We start from the raw sequence: 22,099 nt of genomic DNA on the forward strand, positions 1-22,099 counted from the left end.
AAGTTCATTTCGTTTGTATTACCTCTGTAAATCATCCTAAACCACCAAAATACCCTAGTTAATATCTCGCTACTCCCATGGTATAATCCACCACAATCAATCAAAAACAGAGATATATAATCATGAAAATTGCACTAATGATGGAAAATAGTCAAGCTAACAAAAATGATGGAATTTTGACTGAATTGGAATACGTCGCCAAACCACTAGGGCATAACGTATTTAATGTCGGAATGAACAATGCTAATGATCACCATTTAACCTATATTCACCTAGGAATAATGGCGGGAATATTACTAAACGCAAAAGCGGTAGATTTTGTTTTTACTGGTTGTGGAACAGGACAAGGAGCGATGATGGCCTCTAATGCTCATGCTGGAGTGTTTTGTGGTTATTGTATTGACCCATCTGATGCTTTTTTATTCAACCAAGTAAACAATGGTAATGCGCTTGCTCTGCCATTTGCTAAAGGGTTTGGTTGGGGAGCAGAACTAAATGCTAGATACATATTTGAAAAAGCATTAACCGGAGAAAGAGGCGCTGGTTACCCATTGGATCGTAAAGAACCGCAAGTTAAAAATGCCAACATTTTAACGAAATTAAAATCTGATTTAATTGGTTCCACTTATGTAAAATCTTTGGAAAATCTAGATCAAAATTTAGTAAAAGAAGCAGTCGGGGGGGAACGTTTTCAAGCTTGTTTATTTGAACACGGCCAAGACCAAGAAATTATAAATTATGTGAAGTCTTTGCTTCATTAAAATTCACCTCTAATGGTTCCTGACGATTAGAGGTAAACTTAATGTATAAACATTACTGCGAAAAACAAGCATATCCATCTGAACGTCCCTGTTGTTTTTCGCAGCATTTTTAACGTTACTTATTCTATATGGAATAAAGTAGCTGAAATAACATACTCTCCAGCTTTTAAATTAACTAATTCAGTTCCCATCCCTTTTTCGCCATTTATAATTAGAACGTTGTTCTTCAATTCTGGTAACACAATATTTGCTCGCGTATTTTTAGGAACTACTACCTTTAATTCAAGCTTTTTACCCGCCACTTTCCAGGACACATTAATTTCACCATTTGGGGTCGCTAATGAACCGGATGCCGAAGATAATTTTAAATTGAATTGTGGTGCAACCTCAAAATGACTAAATCCTGGAGTTATCGGTTTTATCCCCAACATACCTTCGTAAAACCATCTCGATATACTGCCATATGCGTAGTGATTTAACGAATTCATGCCTTCAGGATTAAAGCCATCTTCAATTGAGTAAGAGTTCCAACGCTCCCAAGTTGTCGTTGCGCCATTGTTAATAGAATAAAACCACGACGGGTAGGTTTCTTTGAAAATCAAATCATAAACAAGATCGCTTCTACCGGCCTTTTGCAACACTGACGCAAGTAGAGGTGTTCCTAAAAAACCAGTACGTAAATGGTCATCGGCTTCTTCAATTAGTTTGACCAATTTATCTTCTGCAAGCGCAATTTTATCGTCAGGAAACAGGTTATAAGCGAGGCCTAATAAATAGGTGGTTTGTGTCGCTATGCCTTGTTTTAAGTTTAAATTTTGGTCAAAAAAGTGCGATAAAAATGATTTTTTAACGTCATTGTAACGGGTCATTAATTGAGCAACATCATGACTATAATTTAGAACCTTTGCAGCTTTGAGGGTTAGTTCTAGTGAACGAGCATAATACGCGGTGCCAATCAGACTAAAATCAGTGTTGCCGCGATTTCCTTTATCACCTTCTTTAATTAAAACCGGGTATGGCTGTAACCAATCTCCGAACGTCATCATATTTGAGATATTATTTTTACTCTTTTTCTGATGATAATTCACCCAACCTTTCATCATTTGGTAATTATCGGCCAGAATAGATTGATCACCGGTTACCATATATAGCTCCCAGGGAATAATAGTTGAAGCATCTCCCCAGCCAGACGAAGCAAAATTAATCCATTCCACAAAAGGTATATAAAGCGGGATCTTTCCATCTTCGCCTTGCTCCTCTCGTATGCTTTTTAGCCAAGCGGACCAAAAACCATAGACGTCAGCCATGTACATTGATGGCGTAACAAAAACCTGTGCATCACCAGTCCAGCCAAGTCGTTCATCACGCTGCGGACAATCAAGTGGTATGTCATAAAAATTGCTACGCAATCCCCACACTATGTTTTCAGCAAGCTTATTTAATTTGGGCGCAGAACTTGTAAAGTTTGCGGTTATTTCCACATCAGAGTGCTGTACCAGCGCTGTAACCCAGCTTAAATCTGGTTTGATTTTTTTATCGTACCCGGTTAATTCGACATAACGATAACCGTGGTAGGTAAAACTAGGTTGATATTCAATGTACCCGCTTTGTTTTGGAAGGTAATAATTAGTTGATTCTGCTGACCGGTAATTATCAGTATAAAATTCGCCTTTATGCAACGCCTCTGCAAAACGCATTCGTAACTGTTGGTTAGCCACAACTGGAACTCTTATCTTAGGCACTCCCACCATATTTTGACCAAAATCAAAAATCACTGTGCCATTTTGATTGGAAACAATTTGAGCGGCTTGTAAAGACTCTACAATTCGAATTGGAGCATGCTGTTTTGGCGACAGTTCTATGTTGTGGTCTAATGCTTCACTGACAACACCATCCCAATTTTCAGCTGAAAAGCCTTGTTTATGCCAGCTTTTATCTTCCAAGTTTTGATTATATCGCTCACCATCATAAATGCTTGCAAACTCAATTGGACCAGAAATTGACGCTTTCCAATCTTGATCGGTAGCAATAAGTTGTTTAGAACCATTGGCGTATTCAATTTCTAGTTGAGCTAAAAACCGAGATGGTTTCAAAAACTCTTTTTCAGTAAATTTATAAACTCTACCTGAATACCAACCACTCGCGACTTTAGCCGCTATTACGTTGCCTCCTGAAGCTAACATTTTGGTCACGTCATATGTTAGCGTCTCTATACGCTTCTGATACGGCGTCCAACCTGGTGTCATCACGTCATTGGGCGCTACTTCCTGGCCGTTTACATACGCTTTAAACAAACCTTTAGCAGTAACATACAGTCTCGCTTTAATGGGTTTGTCTGTCGCTATAAATGTACGCCGAAGGTATTGTGGAGTAGCTAGTAAGCTCTGCGACGGATTTTTACTTAGTCTAGTGGCGGGATGGCCGATCCAACTCGCTTGCCAATCTTGATTTGATAACAAACCCAGTTCAAAACGTTGTTGCTTACTCCATTCAGAAACTTGATTGTGCTCATCCCATATTCGAACGCGCCAAAAAACCACCTGGCGGGAGCTTAAAGGTCTACCGTTATAATCTACCCAGCTGTTTTTATTCGAATTGATTTTACCACTATCCCAAAGGTTCGCTTGAGCAATGTTTTTTTGATTATCTGATACCTGTATTTGGTAGGCAGATTGCTGTTTCGCTGTTGAATCTTCATCTATTTTCCAGGAAAACCGAGGCTTGCTTTCAAAATGCCCTAGCAAATGTGTTTGCCCTGTACCAATGCTTAATTTGTTCGGTGCCGATCCTTTAGAAACGCTCTGAAACAGGCTACATGAGGACAATAATAGCGTCGACACTAAGCATAATAATAAGGTTCTAAAACCTACTACTCTTACTTCTGGACTATATTTCATAATGATTTAATCACTTATCTCTATGTCTAGTTAATCACTAACTTTACCTAGTAATTTGCATCAATATTAAATATTTATAGGTAAATTTAAGTTAAAAAAAAGCGCTCGTTAAACGAGCGCTATGACTGAACAATTTAGTTTTTCCACTTAGACATCTCAGATGCCGCAAGTAGTACCGCACCAACACCATATAATTGAGAATCTGTTTTCTTAACTGGATCAGGTGACTTACCTACATGTTGCACCCAATTTACGCGTCCACTTGGTTCAACGGCTTGTTCTAGAGCGCGCCATCCTTTCTCAACAACTTCCTTAGTTTTTGCATCAGTGAGAATGCCATTGTTTACACCCCATGCTAGTCCATAAGTTATAAACCCTGTTCCGCTAACTTCAGGCGTCTTCACTTTATTTGGATCCATTAACGAAGCAGGCCAATAACCGTTTTCCGTTTGTAACTTAACTAGACCTGCTGCATTCTTTTTATATAGTTCAATGTAGCGATCACGAGAAGGATGGTCTTTTGGCAAGTCATCGATAATTAATGGAATAGCGGCAAATACCCAGCCATTACCACGTCCCCAAAATACCGGTTCACCGTTGTCACTCTTCATATCAAAGTAACGACTGTCTCGGAAAAACAAACCATATTTATCAGAAAACAAGTAATCCGCCGCTGCCCAGAACTCATGATCTGCATATTCAAAATATTTAGCATCACCCGTAACGTTCGACAACTTTAACCAAGTGCGTGGAGCCATAAATAAAGCGTCAGCCCAACACCAACGCAATTGACAATTTCCTTCATGGTGGACTTTGCCAGAACCACTCGCAGTTTTATCTAACATTTCCAAACCAACGTCAGGTTTGTTCGCTAATATCCAATCGAAGTGTTTCTGTACTTTTTTATAAGCATCCTGATTACCTGTTTGCTCAGTCAGCCACAAATACGTTTGGCCAATAGTATGGTCATCAGCATGATATGGTCTGTCGGTTAATAGGCCATACTCCTGTTCTTTAGACATTTTATCCATATAAGCTAAAAAGTTCTGATCGTTTGCAGTTTCAGCCCATTTCGTTAAGCCGATATAAAATGCGGCTTGGATCCAAAATTTAGGATTTTCTGATTTTGCTCTATGGGACTCAGGAATGTAACTCAAATTGCCAAGTTGTTCTATTTGCCATTGACCTGCTCTACTTGCAATATCATGTGCGGAAAGTCTGATTTGTTCGGCTGTATATTTTACGTTTTCTTGCTTGACGTTCGTATCATTATCTACGTTCGTTTGACCACAACCCGCTATCACTAAGCTTAACGCTAACGGCACAGCCGAAAGCTTTGAGAATGTTTTAAACATAAACTTACCCTTATTAATTTTTGGTTAGTCTTTTGTGACTAATCTTTTGCTAAATTTTTCGTTATTAGTTAAATGTGGATTGGTCTTTTTCTAACGTCGCGTCTTTTAACTCACGCTTAATTGGACCATTGTCTCCGACCAGATAGATTTTTCGATGTGGTGTATTTCTCGATTTTTCGGCAACAATAACTCTGGCATCAGGATGAGCATTCTTAATCATGCTCGTAATAGCAAATGTTGCTTTATTGCGTCTGAGAAGCTCTTTTTTATTGGTAAATGATTTACCACCATCTTTACTCTGCCACCACGCTATCACACCGTCAGAGCCATCTTCGTCTGACAATATAAATTGAACATCATTTGGTTCTGTGACAACGAAGTCGCCGCGAGAAATAGTTGAACGAGCACTATTAATTGCATCACTAACTAGCCACTCTTTGCCGTCCCAGCGAATATGGTGAGTTAATTTAGGGCCACCTGTTTTTGCCCCTAAATCTTTACCAATATTAGTTGCAATATGAGGGTAACCATCTGTGTCTAAATAAGTTGTTCCGTTGAAAGTCCAATCGTTACCAGTATCCAGTACCAACGTTTGCTTTTCAGCATCTTCTCTGTGTAATGGCATAGTTAAAGTCTCACCACGCACATTTTTCCATTCACCGGTTTTAGTATTAAATGTCATATAGTGAGCATCGTGACGCTCAGTTGTGTGACCTCGTTTTGTCGCTTTGCCATCCCAACAAATATGGTAGTCAAACGTCACCATAATTTCATCGCCACTACCTTTTCCGACCCAAGCGTACCAACTGTCCATTGCTTTGATATCAGTGCGGCGTTTATGCTTTAAAAATGACTCAGGTTCTGCAAATGTGCGGCCATTATCAGTAGATTTTTGATAAACCCAGTCGCTGCGATGGGCACCGTGGCGGTAAAACAAATAAATGTCACCATTATCCATTTTTATAGCTTGGTTATACGTACCAAATACCGAAATATTGTCGACTTCTTCCCATTCGGTAATATCTAAAGGACGCTTCGAAATAGAGTGTTTATTTGCACCATGATGAATATTACCAAGTAAATTTTTTCCATGGTGTTTATCGCCACCGTGCCCACCATAAAAGATATGAATATATCCAGCATCATCTATTAACACTGTCGGCTTACCATGATTGTCGAACTTAGTTCGTCCATCACGACGGCCTAGTTCGCTAGTACCAGCGCGAAAAGGACCAACCCATGTTTCAGTTTTGTGGTTATAGGCCGCGACGTAAGGGTCCTCAAATGGTCCTTGATAAGATACATAGGTAACTCCATTGTGGTATTCTCCAGCTGGGTGTTGAACCACAGCCAATGGATTTCCCGTGCCGTTATCGGCAAAATAATCCACTATAGTTTCGTTAGGCTTTTCAGCTATCACACTTCCGCATCCTGACATTACAATGCTGATAATTATTAAGCTACCAACTGTCAACAATGGCTTAAGAAAGTTATTTTTTAAGTTATTTAACTTCAACATAATTGTGCCTACTTACTTTTTATAACGTTCAAATAACGCTAAAAACTCGCTAGCCATTGGTCTGTTTTTTCTGACCAAATTATTTGATTCTGATGGATCTTGAATGATGTTGTAGAGTTCTAAAGGTGCATCAAAACCGTATCGAACGGCTTTCCAATTCCCTTTTCTAGCGGCCTGGTAAGTATCTCCAATGACACCAGAATTTGGATCACCTACTTGTTTTGAAAACTCCCAATATAAAATGCGGTCAGCCATTTTCACTGGTTTATCGTTGAGTAAGTCTGCAATTGAGACACCATTTGTATGAACTCTAGGAATCATATTTAAATTTACATCTGCAATATCTGCGAAAGTTGGTAAAACATCGGCAAATAACCAAGGAGTTTGGTCAACCCGAGCAGTACGAATTTGAGCAGGCCAATGCACAATCATCGGAACATGGATGCCCCCATCGTAAAGGTCACGTTTTTGGCCTTTATATGGTGCAGAAGCTTTAAAAAATGTAGGATCTGCGCCCCCTTCATCATGAGGGCCGTTGTCAGAAGTAAATATGATCAAGGTATTTTCAAGCTTACCTTGCTCATCTAAAGTATTTAGGATTTGACCAATATATTCGTCTAGAGCCGACACCATACCCGCTAAAGTTGCATTTGGTTTGTCAACTGGTTCAGGGTAATACGCCGCATATTTGTCAGCTGGTTTACCACCTTTCATTCCGGTATATGGTTTTTCTGACAGTTTATATTTGTCGCTATATTTGGCTGGTACGGCTAATTCTGCATGTGGAGATGAGTAAGTTAACATAACAAAAAACGGGTTTTCACGTTCTTGCTTGATGTAATCAATCGCTTCATTTGTAAATAACTCTTGTGCGTAAGCACCTTTGCGACCACCTTCGTTTTCTTTGATGCGAATTTTTTGACCATCTCGCCAAAGAATTTGTGGGTACTGTCTATGTCCTTCCAAAATGGAGTACATACCGTACCAAGTGTCAAATCCCATTGCCAAAGGATCTGTGACCCCCATTTGTTGGCCAATAGAGTATTTCCCAAATAATGCAGTATCATAATCCGCGTATTTAAGAACATGAGCCAACGTTATGTCTTTATGATTTAGCTCAACTGTATTCGAGTTATTTGTCATATAACGGCCATCACGGCCAGTAAATAGAGACACACGAGATGGTGAACATACGGTATTGCCAGCATAAGCTTGATCAAACCGGATCCCATTTGCCGCCATTGCGTCTAAGTTCGGGGTTTTAATAGGTGTATCACCATAAGCACCAACCTGATTAAAACCGAGATCATCGGTTAAAATAAAAATAATATTTGGTTTTTCTTCGGCAGTGACTGTATTTATCGCACAACCGGCTATCAATAAGGCACTGGCAACTAATTTAACAACTTTGCTTACTTTATTTTTCATGTCTTACCCTATAACTATCAACCCGTTAATCACCTAAAAAATGATCACTTAACAGGTTTATTTTATTCTTCTGACTCCATACTACCTGAATCAAACAAATCAAAAAAGACTTATTTTGACTTTTATTGACCTATTATGAGTGTTAAGTCATAAAGTTGTCATCATCACACTCAATTTATGAGACTAGTGCCATTTGTTGTTCAACATAATTGCAAACGCTTATCTATAGGCCCATTGAAATAAAAAAAATGACCCGTTAAGGTCATTTTTTTACTACTTATCTTTAGCTACTTTTTATAACGGCCCACACAATTTAACTGCTCGAATGCCAATATCAATCGAGCAGACATAGACTTTTCAACCTCTCTCAACCACACCCGCGGATCGTAATATTTTTTATTTGGCGCATCCGGATCTTCTGGGTTACCTATTTGCTCTTGCAAAAACACCTCATGCTGTTTGTAGTATTTCAACACACCTTGCCAACTCGCCCATTGTGTATCAGTATCGATATTCATTTTGATGACACCGTAACTTATTGCCTCTTCAATTTCAGCCGAGCTAGAACCAGATCCCCCATGAAACACAAAATTAAGGGTATTATCCGAAAGACCAAATTTCTCGCTGACATAAGCCTGTGAATTTTTAAGAATTTCAGGGGTTAGTTTGACATTACCAGGTTTGTAAACCCCATGAACATTGCCAAAAGACGCAGCAATGGTAAACGCATCACTCACTTTAGCCAACGCTTGATATGCAAAACTCACATCTTCAGGTTGGGTATATAACAATGAATTATCCAAGTTTGTATTGTCGACACCATCTTCTTCTCCACCCGTGCAGCCAAGTTCGATTTCAATCGACATTTCCAAATCTTTCATTCGTGCCAAATATTGACTGCAGATTTCAATATTTTCTGCCAAGGGCTCTTCAGATAGATCTAACATATGAGAACTGAATAAAGGACGCCCTTGCAGTTGATAAAAACGTTCGCCAGCATCTAATAAACCGTCTATCCAAGGCAGTAGGTTTTTAGCCGCATGGTCCGTATGTAAAATCACCGGAACACCATAATGCAGCGCTACATTATGCACATAATGCGCAGCAGCGATTGCCCCAGCGATTGAAGCAGAATGACCTTTTAGGCCAGCCCCTTTGCCAACAAAAAAAGCTGAACCACTATACGATAACTGAATAATTACAGGAGATTGACAAGACTTCGCGGCCTCCAATGCAGCATTAATTGAATTTGTGCCGACCACATTAATTGCTGGATAAGCAAATTTGTTCTGTCGCGCCACTTGGTATAGTGTTTCAACATCTTTGCCAGCAACAACACCGGCAGGTACCAAATTAAAAAGGTTCATCAATTATCTCTCATTTATTAGTCAAACGGGTATATGTGACGATATGTTTCCCGTTGCGCACCTACGAGCTCAATCCAAAACTCTAGACTGCACACTGATTACATCGTTGCACTGAAATTTGATACGCAATGCTACCCAATCAACAATCATTGTCAAGCATCAACAATCAAAACAGGTCATTCAGGGTTATACTTTTTGGTAAGGCTATATTTAAGATTAATCACCTTAAAGTGGTGTAATTTTAAATGTTATATTGCCGCTAAATTAAAAGGTACTACTTAAAAATAGTGCTTGAATTTAAAAGAAAGACTAATAGTGCTTGACCCATTTATCGAGTTTGCTGAAACTGTTATCCACAATCGTGACACCAGTTGTTGTCCGACTATCCTCATCTCGAGTTACAATACCGTAAGTCGTAGTTGAACCTTCCCTAGTACTCCCTGAAACCCCATTTATGGTGTTTAGGCGAATGGAGTTTGTCCCCTGAACCCCATTTAGAGCGATCCCTTCATAATGGTTTCCATATTTGTTCCTCGGATTAGTTTCCCCTGCGACCTTCTCTCCCAAATCGTAAATTGTATTGCCCTCGATCGTGACATTATTTGCACGTTCTATACTAATTGGGCGAACGCCTTTGGTGATAATATTACCTTTTATCGTAACATTCGTAGCAGTCCAACCGTTAAAAACGCGTTTAATACTTAACCCAACGACAACATCATTCATTGTGTTATCTAACATCTTGATATTGTCTGCACCTCGTTTACTTGTAATACCATCAAACGCTCGCTCTATATAATTATTAGAGAGAGTAAAATGATCACCATACACACCATTCGCTCCGCCAGCAGAAACATAAATTGCAGCATCCCTGACACCATAAAAACTATTATTTTTTATAGTTGCTTTTAACGCGCCGGTCATCAATATGCCACTATCGCCACCAGCTAAGTAAAACGGATCTGAACTGGACGACGTACCATTAAATGTAATATTTTCAACGATAAGGTGATTTAATTTACTACTGCCATTATTACTCACACCTCGGATAGACAAAGCATCTGCTGTCGCTTTTGTACCTTGCTTTGCAACCGGTGTTAAAGAAGTATACGGAACAACAGTAGAGACTTTAGCATTAGCCATATCAAAACTGCCGCCATCCCAACTGACATTAGCTAAACCTGTGCCAGCACCACACTCAGACGACTTAATATCGTGAGCATCTAAGCTGAACATATCACCATCTAAAGAGGTTGTTGCAATGAAAGACGCCCCACTTGCGTCCACACTTAGGTCATTTTTTAAATAAACTTTGATGTCAGAACTGATGTAATAAGTTCCTGTAAGCTTGATTGGAAGGCCAGTATTAGTGGCTTGTTGGAGAGCAGCCTGTAATTGATTGGAATCGCCATTTGGGTTTACTGGATCTGAATTGCAATCGAGTGCGTAAATTTGAAATGACAAAATTGCGGCAGACAATGAAGATATCGTACGTAATTTAAAATTCATATTGTGTACCTGTTGAGTATTATTATTGTTTGCGTAGCTGGGTTTGACTAAAAACCCAACAACGCAATAAACTACAACCCAAACAAAACAATATCAATCTTTTTTAATCAAATTAAATCACAACATGGAAGCAAACTGTTTACTATTTAATCTGCAAATTGCCTAACTAGGTTAGTTAATGTTTCTTTTGCATCACCAAAAATCATGCGAGTATTGTCTTTAAAGAATAATGGATTGTCTATTCCCGCAAAACCTGCGGCCATTCCTCGTTTTAATACAAATACATTTTTTGCAAGATCTACGTTGATGACCGGCATTCCGTAGATTGGACTCCCTTCCATTTCACGAGCCGCTGGGTTGACCACGTCATTTGCCCCAATAACAATGGCAACGTCAAAGCCTTCAATACGAGGATTAATTTCGTCCATTTCAAATAACTGTTCATATGAAACATCAGCTTCAGCAAGCAAGACATTCATGTGGCCGGGCATTCGACCCGCAACAGGATGAATAGCATAAGCGACTTCTGCACCATTTCCTTCAATAAGCCCCTGAAGCTCTTTCATTGCATGCTGAGCCTGAGCTACAGCCATACCATAACCAGGAATGACTAATACAGATTGTGCGGCTTCCAAAACATAAAAAGCATCCTCTGCAGTAAGGGGTTTTATTTCACCTTCAATCTTCATATCACTTGTAACTACAGGTTTAAAGCCTGATGTCACTACGTTAATAAGAGAGCGATTCATTGCTTTACACATGATATTAGTCAAAATAATACCGCTCGCACCAACTAATGCTCCGGCAACGATAAGTAAATTATTTTCTAATGCAAATCCCGCCGCGCACGCCGCCAAACCTGAGTAGCTATTTAGTAATGAAATAACGACAGGCATATCTGCTCCACCAATCGGTAAAACCAACATAATGCCCATTACCAGCGCGAGACCAATAGCAATATAGTGCCAATTTCCATCATTAGGTTGCAACGAAATTAAGGCGCCACAAACGAAAAGACCAATTATGAGCACAATATTAGCAATTACCTGACCTTTAAAGATAATCGGGCGACCCACTATCCTTTCACTTAATTTTGCCCACGCAACAACGCTGCCAGAGAATGTGATTGCCCCTATTAACAAGGCTAAAAAGCTTACTAAAGCAACAAATACTGACAAACCAACACTGCCATTTAACGTTGCATAGGCGACAGCCAAACTCGCTAAGCCACCGATACCATTAAACAGTGACACTAGTTCAGGCATTGAAGTCATCTCAACTTTACGAGCCGCATAAACCCCGACAGCTGAACCTATCACTAAACAGGCCAAAATTAGTTCAAAGGATAGTATTTGGTGATCTAACATTGTCACGACAACAGCTAATAACATTGCGACTGCAGACAACATATTGCCTTTTCTAGCCGTTGATGGATGACTTAATAATTTAAGACCAAAAATAAACAAGGTGGCAGAAACCACATAAACTAAATTAATTAACATCGAATAATCGTTCATCACTGCACCTTACCTTTTTTTAAACATCGCTAACATGCGGTCAGTTACTAAATAACCACCCACAACATTTATCGTTGCTAATAACACAGCGATACCACCCAACCATGTTGCAATGGTGTCATGCTCGCCACCTGCTATGCTTAAAGCACCAATCACTGTGATCCCTGAAATAGCATTCGCTCCAGACATTAAAGGGGTATGAAGTGTTGCTGGCACTTTACGAATTAATTCAAATCCGACAAAAATCGCCAATATTAAAATAAATAATAAATATATTGCGGTCATCTTTACTGCTCCGTTGCGGTTAGATTGATGGTTGCTGCAGGCGTCGTGCTGGGATTAGACTCCATGAAATCCTGATGCAGTTCTTTTATGGTTGAATTGATAACATTTGATCCGTGGGTGATCACAGCTAAATTTTGAATGTCATCTTCTAAGTCGACTAAGAAGTGCTTATTTTCTTTGTCCCAAAATTCACTGACTAAACTTAAAACGTTGTTGGCATACATTTGAGACGCATTATAAGCAACTTCATTTGCCCAATTTCCGGTACCTATAATCGTAACCCCATTTACTTCAACAGTAGCTTTTGGCACGCTACCTTCAACATTACCACCAGATTCAGCTGCCATATCAACCACCACAGAACCGGGTTTCATTTGACTTATTGTCTGTTGATTAATGAGTCTAGGTGGTTTACGACCAAACAACTGTGCTGTTGTTATTACTATGTCTGACTCTGCAATACATTTAGCCTGTGCAGCGTGTTGTATTTCAAGTTGTTCCGGTGATAGCGCGGTCGCATACCCTTGGTTGGTTTGGCCTGTATCTCCTAGGTCAATATTAAGAAATTTAGCACCCAATGATTGCACTTGCTCTGCTACTACGCTGCGTGTATCAAATGCAGTAACTGTGGCCCCTAGTCGCTTCGCCGTAGCAATAGCTTGTAAACCAGCTACTCCAGCGCCAATGATAAACACTTTGGCTGGTTTAATCGTACCCGCTGCAGTCATCATCATTGGCATAATACGATTAAGTGCGTCTACCGCTTTTGAAACCATGACATAGCCAGCTAAGCTTGCCTGGGAACTTAGGGCATCCATTTTCTGACACCGAGTGGAACGCGGGATCATTTCCATACTAAAACTAGTGACATTATGTTGTCTTAAATTTTCAACATAAGCCAAATCGTTAAACGGGTCTAAAAAGCTTATCGCTATGTTACCAGCGATATGTCGCAAATCATTTTTGGGCAGTTTATCTATAGACATCACCACCTCTGCCGCAGAAAGCAAAGCTACACGACTATTAACGACCGTTGCCCCGGCATCAATATATACTTGATCATCGATATTGAGACCTTCTCCAAGTCCGGTTTCAATTTGTACATCTACGCCCATAAGGGCATACGCTTTAACGTTGCCGGGCAGCAACGCACAACGATTTTCACCTGGAGTAAGTTCTTTTGGAAAAGCGAATATTGTCATGACAAATCCTAAATTTAAGGTGTACTAACCCCTACCAGTGAATGGCAGTGGAAAATTTATTCAATAATGAGGAGTAACGCCTAAACCAGTTACTCCTCTAAACTATGAGGAATGGTTAGTTAAGATCGGAGACAGTCAAATGGTCCATGTCATCAAAATCTTGGTTTTCACCGCCCATGGCCCAAACAAACGTATAATTGGTTGTGCCTACACCACTATGAATTGACCACATTGGTGACGCAATCGCGACTTCCTTTGGTAAAGATAGTGAGCGAATTTCAGCCGGCTCACCCATCAAATGAAATACACGCTCTTCTTCTGGCAAGTCAAAATACATATAAATTTCAGTTCGACGAAAATGAGTATGAGGCGGCTTGGTATTCCAAACGCTGCCGGGCTTTAATTCAGTTATACCCATCACCAATTGACAACTATCTACAATACCAGGACGGATAGATTGAAAAATTGTTCGCTCATTTGAAGTCTCTTGACTCCCCAATTCTATTGTATTGGCGTTTTCTTTGGGTACATGAATAGTTTTAGTCACTCTATGCGCTGGATAAGACACCAAATAAAACTTAGCTGGTGAGCTGGCATTATCAGATTTAAATGTCACAGATTGACTTTCTTTTGCAATATACAAACTGTCTTTGTTGGCCATCACAAACGATTCGCCATCAACGGAAACAGAACCTGGTCCTCCAATGTTAATTACCCCAGCTTCACGTCTCTGACAAAAATAGTCAGCTGCGAGTTCTTTATGTGTTGGTAAATCTAAAGCTTTGTCCGTAGGCATAATACCAGCCACTACACCTCGGTCGACATCGGTATATGTCATGTTAATATCGCCTTCGGTAAATAATGGCTGAGTAACAAATGCGTCACGTAATTCATCATTACGCATATCTTTGTAGCTTCTAATATCAGCTGAAAACATAAAATTCATAATTTTTACTCCTAATTGGCTTATCGAGCCATCCAACCACCGTCAACTAACATAACGTGGCCGTTCATGTAATTGGCCGCAGAACTTGATAAAAATATCGCAGGTCCAGTCAAATCCTCAGGCTTCCCCCATTCCCCAGCAGGAATACGAGCCGTTATGCTGGCATGACGCTCTTTATCTTGACGTAGATTATATGTATTGTCGGTTTCAAAATATCCCGGTGCTATTGCATTAACCTGAATACCTGATGCAGCCCATTCGTTAGCCAATGCTTTTGTAAGCTGTGCAACTCCACCTTTACTAGCTGCATAAGCCGGCACTGTGATCCCTCCAGAAAAACTCAACAAAGATGCAATATTGATGATTTTGCCACTGCCTTGTTTCAACATGTGTTTGCCCACTTCACGACAAAAACGAAAAACACCATTTAGATTGACTTCAATTACGTCATCCCAATCTTCGTCTGTAAATTCATGTGCCGGAGATCGTTTTATGGTGCCCGCGTTATTTACTAATATGTCAATTTTTCCAAACGCTTTAAGTGTATCTTCTACAACGTCGATAATTTGCGCTTTGTTTGATTGATCACAACCCAAGGCTAAATGCTTAATACCTTTCGCTTCTAATAGTTTAATCGTATTGGCGACATTTTCTGGTTTCGATCCAACGGCAACCACTGTGGCTCCAGCTTCACCAAGTGCGATAGCCATTGCCTGTCCAAGACCTCGTGTCGCACCGGTAACAATGGCAACTTTACCTTCGAGACCAAATTGTTGTTTTAAAAAATCTTGCATAATATGTCTTCCGAATTAGGTGTTTGGATTAAATTAAGCCAAACAATTGTGGTAAAAACTCACTGATTGCAGGGAACATTGTGACCAAAACAAGGGCCAGAATCATCGCAGCATACAGTGGTAAAATTGGTTTAATGATTTTGCTGATAGAAACCTTACCGATACTACAACCAACAAATAACACACTGCCTACAGGCGGGGTACACAACCCAATCGACAAGTTTAAAATCATCATGATGCCAAAGTGCAACGGCGATATACCTAATGACTCGGCAACAGGAAGGAAAATTGGTGTAAAGATCAAAACAGCAGGTGTCATGTCCATAAACGTGCCAATGAGCAACAAAGTTAAATTGATGATTAATAGAATCAGCAGAGGATTGTCAGACAAATTCAATAACGAATTACTGATCGATTGTGGAATCGCTTCATAGGACATTAACCAAGACATTGCTGAAGACGCGCCAATCAATAGCATAACAATTGCTGTGGTATTCACCGACTTCAATAAAATTGGGTAAATATCCTTAATACTAAGCTCTTTATAAAACAACAGCGATAAAGCCATTGAATATAACACTGCGATGGCACCAGCCTCCGTAGGTGTAAACCAACCGCCAATAATGCCGCCAATAATCAATACTATTAGCAGTAGGCTCGGAATTGCTCCCCAAAAGGACGCCCAAAAAGGCTCTTCAACTTGCCCTTGAATTGGCTGGATATTGTGTCGTTTTGCGTACAACACTGCGCTCGCAATTAGTAATAAAGAAACTAATAACCCAGGTAAGTATCCAGCAATAAACAACGCTGCAATAGAAACACCGCCACTCGCCAGTGAATAGATAATTAAGATATTACTCGGTGGTATCAACATGCCTGTTGTAGCGGCTGTGACTGTAACTGCAGTACTAAAAGGTTTGTCATACCCTTCTTTTTTCATCGCAGGTATCATAAAGCCACCAATTGCAGAAGTTGCAGCAACAGCCGAACCTGAAATCGAACCAAATAACGCACATGAAATAACATTCACGATGGCTAAACCACCAGGTAATTTGCCAACCAATACTTTTGCAAAAGCAATTAAACGCTGAGCAATCCCACCTTGTCCCATTAAATATCCTGACAATATAAAATAAGGGATAGCCAGTAACGCAAAACTATCAATACCTGCAGCCAGCCTCTGAGCTATTGTAGTCAAAGCCGGTAACGTATCTATCGTCGCCAGCATAGTGACTAACGTAGCAAAAATAATAGCTAAGGCGATTGGTAAATTAATTAGCAGAAGCAGTGCGAAAATGCCAAACAATAAAATACTAGTCATGACGAGATCCGCCCTTTGTTTCGTTCAACTCAGGATTGAGTTCTTCAATTATCTCTGCGCTTTCTTCTTGATTTGTTACTGCATTTTGATCCGCGTTGAGTAAAAAATAGAGGCTGTAAATTAAGAAGAGAATACCGCTAAGTGGCAATACGGAATAAACTGCAGCCATTGGTACGTTCAATACAGGTGAGAACTGACCTAAAGTCCACGTCAATGTCATCAAGTTTGTACCACCGACAATCAATACGGCCACTGCAAAAAAAGACACCAAAAGGCAACTAAATTGATAGATACGAATGGCTTTTTTTACCGAAAGATTACGCACGATTAAATCAAACCCTAAATGACTATGCTGACGATAAGCGTAAGCACCACCTAGTAAACTGACCCAAATCAACAAAAACCGAGCCACTTCTTCGGTAAAAGAGCTTGGCTGTGGTAACACAAATCGTGTTAAGACTTGCCATGTTACGTCTATTACTAATAGCCCCATCATCAGCGCCAATAAGTAGCGTAAACCTTGATCCATTTTAGAAATAAAGGTGGCAAAAAAATGATTACTAGTCTTCATGGCGATCTCCTAATGCTCTAATGTCATTAATTAACGTCATAATTGGTTGATTGGCTAACGCTTGATAAATTGGCTCAACACTTTTCTGGAACAACACCTTATCTGCCTGCATCACTTTAACGCCGGCTTCTTTAACTTTGTTTAGCGACATCAAGGTCGACTCATGCCATAACTGACGCTGGTAGTCTGTTGCTCGTTGCATCGCAATAGTCAACCAAGCTTGTTGTTGTTCAGAAAGTTTATTCCACATATGAGTGCCAATAATGATGACATCTGGAATAGAAGTATGTTCATCTAATAAATAGTACTTACTAACTTCATAGTGTTTCGAAAAGAAAAAACTCGGAGGGTTATTTTCCGCCCCTTCGACAATCCCCTGTTGCAGTGCAGTGTATAATTCGCCCCAACTAACCGGAGTTGCAGCGCCTCCTATCGTATTGACCATATCAACTGCCGATTGACTATTCATTACGCGGATCTTTAAACCATTGAGGTCGGAAGGTTTTTCAACAAGCTTGTCCGTGGTATAAAAACTGCGGCTCCCTGCATCGAAATAACCTAAGCCTTTAACACGATAATCGGTACCGGCGTCTAACAATGATTGCCCGATATCACTATTTAAGGTTTGCCAATAATGAGTTTGGTCAGTAAATAGATAAGGTAAGCTAAACACTTTCATTTGCGGAACAAATGCTTCAAGTGAACTCGCGCTAACCTTGGTCATGCCCATGGTTCCAATTTGGATAAGCTCGATAATTTCACGTTCAGACCCTAATTGGCCTGATGGGTAAATCACTAAATTCATTTGCCCAGACGACAATCTTTGAAGTTCCTCATCCATAAAAACTAAGGCTTTATGCACTGGGTGTTGAATATCAAGACCATGAGCCAAGCGAATTGACGTACTAGTTTGGTCGGTAGGAGTACAACCAACTAATGCCAGCAACGCGGCGCCAAATAACAGCCTAATTTTAGTTATCATGCGCCGCTCCCCTTGCCACATTCACGTCTTCGTTAATAATTGCGCCGCTATGTTGTATCACGACACTGGCGCAAAATTGACCGTCAAGAACACTTTCTTCTACTGACTTACTCTGTAATCTAGCGGCTAAGTACGCTCCATTAAACGAATCACCAGCAGCCGTTGTGTCACGCGGCTGAATAAGTCGTTCAAGTGGGATTTCAGAAATTTGCTCATCGACATAGGCCATACAACCTCGGTGGCCATTTTTCACAACAACCTCAGTAACACCAGCTCTTTCCCAGCGTTGAATACACTGTTTTGCGCTATGCTCACCGTACATCAATACTTCATCGTCTAAACTTAAAAGAGCTACATCGGTAAGCGTCATCATTTGTTGATAAGCAGTGATAGCAAATTCCACTGAAACCCAACCATTTGAGCGATAATTGTTATCAAATACCACTCGACCGCCTGCACCTCGATAAGTTTTTAGGAACCCTAAAAGTGCCTGCCGATCGTCCTCAGAATACAAAGACAACGTAATACCAGTTAGGAATACATAGTCATAATTCATTAGATCCGAAAACAACTCAGGGTAATAATGCAACAATTGCCTAGCTGGCGAATGATTTCGCCAATAATGGAAATAGCGCTCACCGTCGTCGTCATTTTCTATTAGATATAGACCTGAATTATTACGTTCAGCTACCTTAACTTTGGATACCCCAACGCCAGAATTTTCCCAATCTAACTTCATACTCGAGCTATAACTGTCATCACCAATCACAGTAAAGTAATCACACAGCCCTCCGCAGCGCGACAAATACACAGCTGTGTTTAATGTATCTCCACCATACCCTATTTTATATAGCCCGTTTTTTTGCATACTTAGTTCAAGCATACACTCACCAATAATTGCTACTTTCAATGTCTTACCCTTATTGACAAGCACTTTGCACAGTATTGTAGGTGACTAATTCATTGTTATTTTTTTACCCACCATGAGCAAAATGCATTCACGCATTAATGCAGTTATTTTTGATTGTATATAGGAAACCCATGATTGTAAATGAGCGATATAGATTATTATTGACTAAAAGTCATATAAAGAAAAATTAATTGACTTAATTAAATGTAGAATGAACTCTATCAAACAAAAATTATGACGATAAATTCAACAAATAAATTATTTTCTTAAATGTGAAAATAAATAATGACCATGAACAAACTATAACAGTCAAAAACTGTCTTTATACGTCTTAATATGGTACTTTTATACGTAATTGTATGTAGAGGAATTTGCCGATAGAATATGAAAAATTCACAAGTTAACAATGTTATCTCACCTAAGGGGTTACCCATGTTAGAAAAACATAGGCAACAATTGATCAAGGATATTTTGGACCAACAGCAATTTGCAAGTGTCCGAGATTTAACAGAAAAATTAAACGCGTCTGAAGCAACAATCCGTAGAGACATTACCAAAATGGCAAAGCGCGGTGAAATCACTAAAATACGTGGCGGAGCAGAATCAATTAACGGTGAGCCAAAGAAAAAACACATCTCAAGTTCTGTGTTTTTTGTTGATAAAGATAAACGAGCAGCGACAAAAAGAGCAATAGCTAAAAGAGCGACTGAATTATGTGAGAATGGTGACTCTATTATTATTAATGGTGGTACATCAACATATATGATGGGCGAATATTTAGCTGACATGCATTTAAATATTTTAACCAACTCTTTTATTCTGGCCAATTATTTAACAAAACATAGTGATATTCAGGTCACTTTACCTGGTGGTGAGATTTACCGTGAACAAGGCATTATTTTAAGTTCATATGAAACAGACAATACGGAATATTTTCACGGTTCAATGATGTTTATGGGGACACCAGGTTTAGGAAAGTTTGGGGTAATGGAGTCAGACCCATTGCTCATTCGCTCGGAGCAAAAGCTTAAAAAGCAAACAGAAAAGCTTGTGATTCTTGCTGATAGTACTAAGTTAGGAAAACGTAGTAATTTTATATTATGTCCTTTGGCAGAAGTAGACATTCTAATTTCGGATACCAAAGCAGATCCAGAACTCGTTGCCTATTTTGAGCAAAACGGCATTGAAGTGATTTTAGTAGAAGCCGAAGACGAATAAATACAACAAAAGAATAAATAAAAAAAGGTATGTGTCGGCAAACACATACCTAATACTTACAATAGCAAGAGAACGATCCCACACTTAACCTTCAATCAACTTTCGCCACATATTTTTATAAACCAATAAATTAGTCAGCTCACTTTTTTGAACCGACTTTGCTTCTATTTGGCCTTGGATGTTTTCCCAATCTGTTAAATATGCAGCGCCTTGTACTGTCCCTGTTGTGTCAAGGGACAGCTTAACTTGTTGCTCGGTTCGAAGTTGGCTTACAATGCTACACAAAAGAGGGTTCTTTAAGAAAGCCCCTTCTATATATACGTCGCCTTTCGCACCTAACATATCCAATTGATAATCAGTCATTAATGCGCAATAAATTGTCGCCAATGCGATGCCGCTAACTTTATTGACATCACCATTAAAACTTGATTTTTGGCCACCAAACGGACCGCTTCCACCGCTAAAATCAGGGATAGCGAATACTTTATTGTCGATAACATTTTGTAAGTCTTGTAACTCAAACTGCTCCCCTAGCCAAGAACCTGCTTGTTCGCAAATAGCTTCGAACTCTCTTCCTCCCATAAAACGGGCACACGCGATTGGGGTTCCTAAAGCATCGATATTAGCCAACATATCTTTGCTTGGGTTTAAATTTTCTAGCTCAATTTGAGAGGCCATAAGTATTGTCCATGTCCCAGTCGAAACAACGGTAAATGGCTTATTGCCTTGCGACAAGCGATAACGCAGATAACTTGCATTACTATCGTGTAAGCCGCTATATACTTGGCAGTTAGATTCTAACCCCAATTTCGACGTCAGTTCTGACTTAACAACCCCAGCTGCGTACCAAGCTGGTTTTAACTCAGGAAATTTATCATGACAATCGAGTTGTTCAACCAAAGAAGAATAATCCCCTTTTTCTAAGGACCAGAGGTCAGTATGGCAACCCAAAGAAGTAATCTCAGAAACTAACTGACCTGTAAAACGCCAAACCCAGTATTGAGGGTACATTAGAATGTCAGTTGCTTGTTCAAACCCTTTAGGAAATTCTTGTTTTAACCAAAATAATTGACGGCCTAAATTTAGGCCTGCTGGTAACATAGGAGAATACGTAGAAGAAAAGTCAGGTCGACATTCTTCGTAGTTTGGAGTTTGTAGCTGGACGTCTGAATATTCGTAATCCAAAACAGGTAAAACAAGACCACCGTAATCAGATCGATTTCGATCAATTAACGCTGCAGTCGCACCATGAGTAGTCACCGTTAACTTGGTAATCTTAAATAGTGCTGCTGCTTCTGCAATCGAGTCACAGCACCATATCCAAATGGCTTCAATATCCATGCTAGGGTAAATGCCAATTTTGTTGACTTGATTGCTCATTTGTTTTGCAAAAACCGACTCAAACGTTGCTGAATCGAGCAAATGTACTTTAACGTGGGTCTTGCCGATATCGATAATCAGCGTGTATTCATTTGATGTAATTGTCATGTCTTATTAACTCAATTGGTTGATTCGAT

18 protein-coding genes are annotated in these 22,099 nt (G+C 39.7%); 2 read left to right on the forward strand and 16 right to left on the reverse strand.

The annotated features are described in order from the left end of the window. The first annotated feature begins 122 nt into the window (after positions 1-122). A complete protein-coding gene (locus tag KO525_RS10055) occupies positions 123-761 on the forward strand; it encodes an RpiB/LacA/LacB family sugar-phosphate isomerase (RefSeq protein ID WP_215963674.1) in 639 nt (212 codons plus the stop codon). A gap of 119 nt (positions 762-880) precedes the next feature. On the opposite strand, the gene KO525_RS10060 is transcribed toward KO525_RS10055, so the two are convergent. The 15 genes from KO525_RS10060 to KO525_RS10130 all read right to left on the reverse strand — a co-directional run bounded on the left by KO525_RS10060 (position 881) and on the right by KO525_RS10130 (position 19,388). Then, positions 881-3,658: an alpha-L-rhamnosidase gene (locus KO525_RS10060; protein ID WP_215963675.1), complete on the reverse strand. Its 2,778-nt coding sequence runs from the start codon at positions 3,656-3,658 to the stop codon at positions 881-883. Between the two features lie 134 nt (positions 3,659-3,792). Continuing rightward, positions 3,793-5,013 (reverse strand): glycoside hydrolase family 105 protein, encoded by a 1,221-nt coding sequence (locus KO525_RS10065; protein ID WP_215963676.1) that lies wholly within the window; start codon positions 5,011-5,013, stop codon positions 3,793-3,795. A gap of 64 nt (positions 5,014-5,077) precedes the next feature. Beyond that, positions 5,078-6,532, reverse strand: a complete 1,455-nt coding sequence (locus KO525_RS10070; protein ID WP_215963677.1) for a BNR-4 repeat-containing protein — start codon at positions 6,530-6,532, stop codon at positions 5,078-5,080. Between the two features lie 12 nt (positions 6,533-6,544). Then, on the reverse strand, positions 6,545-7,960 hold the full coding sequence (locus tag KO525_RS10075) for a sulfatase-like hydrolase/transferase (protein ID WP_215963678.1): 1,416 nt from the start codon (positions 7,958-7,960) through the stop codon (positions 6,545-6,547). 287 nt (positions 7,961-8,247) lie between these two features. Further along, positions 8,248-9,327, reverse strand: coding sequence for a class II fructose-bisphosphate aldolase (gene fbaA / locus KO525_RS10080; RefSeq protein ID WP_215963679.1), 1,080 nt, complete (start codon positions 9,325-9,327; stop codon positions 8,248-8,250). Positions 9,328-9,636: 309 nt separating this feature from the next. Next, positions 9,637-10,836, reverse strand: coding sequence for a right-handed parallel beta-helix repeat-containing protein (locus KO525_RS10085; protein ID WP_215963680.1), 1,200 nt, complete (start codon positions 10,834-10,836; stop codon positions 9,637-9,639). A 146-nt stretch (positions 10,837-10,982) separates the two neighbouring features. Continuing rightward, positions 10,983-12,353, reverse strand: a complete 1,371-nt coding sequence (locus tag KO525_RS10090) for an NAD(P)(+) transhydrogenase (Re/Si-specific) subunit beta (RefSeq protein ID WP_215963681.1) — start codon at positions 12,351-12,353, stop codon at positions 10,983-10,985. 9 nt (positions 12,354-12,362) lie between these two features. After that, positions 12,363-12,638 carry an NAD(P) transhydrogenase subunit alpha gene (locus KO525_RS10095; RefSeq protein ID WP_215963682.1) on the reverse strand — a complete coding sequence of 92 codons (276 nt, stop codon included), beginning with the start codon at positions 12,636-12,638 and terminating at the stop codon, positions 12,363-12,365. A gap of 2 nt (positions 12,639-12,640) precedes the next feature. After that, positions 12,641-13,840: an NAD(P) transhydrogenase subunit alpha gene (locus KO525_RS10100; protein ID WP_215963683.1), complete on the reverse strand. Its 1,200-nt coding sequence runs from the start codon at positions 13,838-13,840 to the stop codon at positions 12,641-12,643. 115 nt (positions 13,841-13,955) lie between these two features. Next, complete coding sequence (gene kduI / locus KO525_RS10105) at positions 13,956-14,786, reverse strand: 5-dehydro-4-deoxy-D-glucuronate isomerase (protein WP_215963684.1); 831 nt, start codon at positions 14,784-14,786, stop codon at positions 13,956-13,958. 20 nt (positions 14,787-14,806) lie between these two features. After that, positions 14,807-15,580 carry a 2-dehydro-3-deoxy-D-gluconate 5-dehydrogenase KduD gene (gene kduD, locus KO525_RS10110; RefSeq protein ID WP_215963685.1) on the reverse strand — a complete coding sequence of 258 codons (774 nt, stop codon included), beginning with the start codon at positions 15,578-15,580 and terminating at the stop codon, positions 14,807-14,809. Positions 15,581-15,608: 28 nt separating this feature from the next. Beyond that, entirely contained in the window at positions 15,609-16,901 is a 1,293-nt protein-coding gene (locus tag KO525_RS10115; protein WP_215963686.1) for a TRAP transporter large permease, read from the reverse strand. Next, positions 16,894-17,472: a TRAP transporter small permease gene (locus KO525_RS10120; protein WP_215963687.1), complete on the reverse strand. Its 579-nt coding sequence runs from the start codon at positions 17,470-17,472 to the stop codon at positions 16,894-16,896. The genes KO525_RS10115 and KO525_RS10120 overlap by 8 nt, the downstream gene beginning before the upstream one ends. After that, on the reverse strand, positions 17,462-18,454 hold the full coding sequence (locus KO525_RS10125) for a TRAP transporter substrate-binding protein (RefSeq protein WP_215963688.1): 993 nt from the start codon (positions 18,452-18,454) through the stop codon (positions 17,462-17,464). Before KO525_RS10125 ends, KO525_RS10120 begins: the two co-directional genes overlap by 11 nt. Continuing rightward, positions 18,444-19,388, reverse strand: a complete 945-nt coding sequence (locus tag KO525_RS10130; RefSeq protein WP_303522858.1) for a sugar kinase — start codon at positions 19,386-19,388, stop codon at positions 18,444-18,446. Before KO525_RS10130 ends, KO525_RS10125 begins: the two co-directional genes overlap by 11 nt. Positions 19,389-19,748: 360 nt before the next feature. On the opposite strand from KO525_RS10130, the gene KO525_RS10135 reads away from it, so the two are divergent. Then, the gene (locus tag KO525_RS10135) at positions 19,749-20,582 is read left to right on the forward strand and encodes a DeoR/GlpR family DNA-binding transcription regulator (RefSeq protein WP_252736837.1); all 834 of its coding nucleotides are present in this window, start codon (positions 19,749-19,751) and stop codon (positions 20,580-20,582) included. Between the two features lie 84 nt (positions 20,583-20,666). On the opposite strand, the gene KO525_RS10140 is transcribed toward KO525_RS10135, so the two are convergent. Further along, positions 20,667-22,070, reverse strand: coding sequence for an FGGY-family carbohydrate kinase (locus tag KO525_RS10140; RefSeq protein WP_215963690.1), 1,404 nt, complete (start codon positions 22,068-22,070; stop codon positions 20,667-20,669). Positions 22,071-22,099: the final 29 nt, after the last annotated feature.

The organism is Psychrosphaera sp. B3R10, from assembly GCF_018861025.1.
Taxonomy (GTDB): Bacteria; Pseudomonadota; Gammaproteobacteria; order Enterobacterales; family Alteromonadaceae; genus Psychrosphaera; species Psychrosphaera algicola.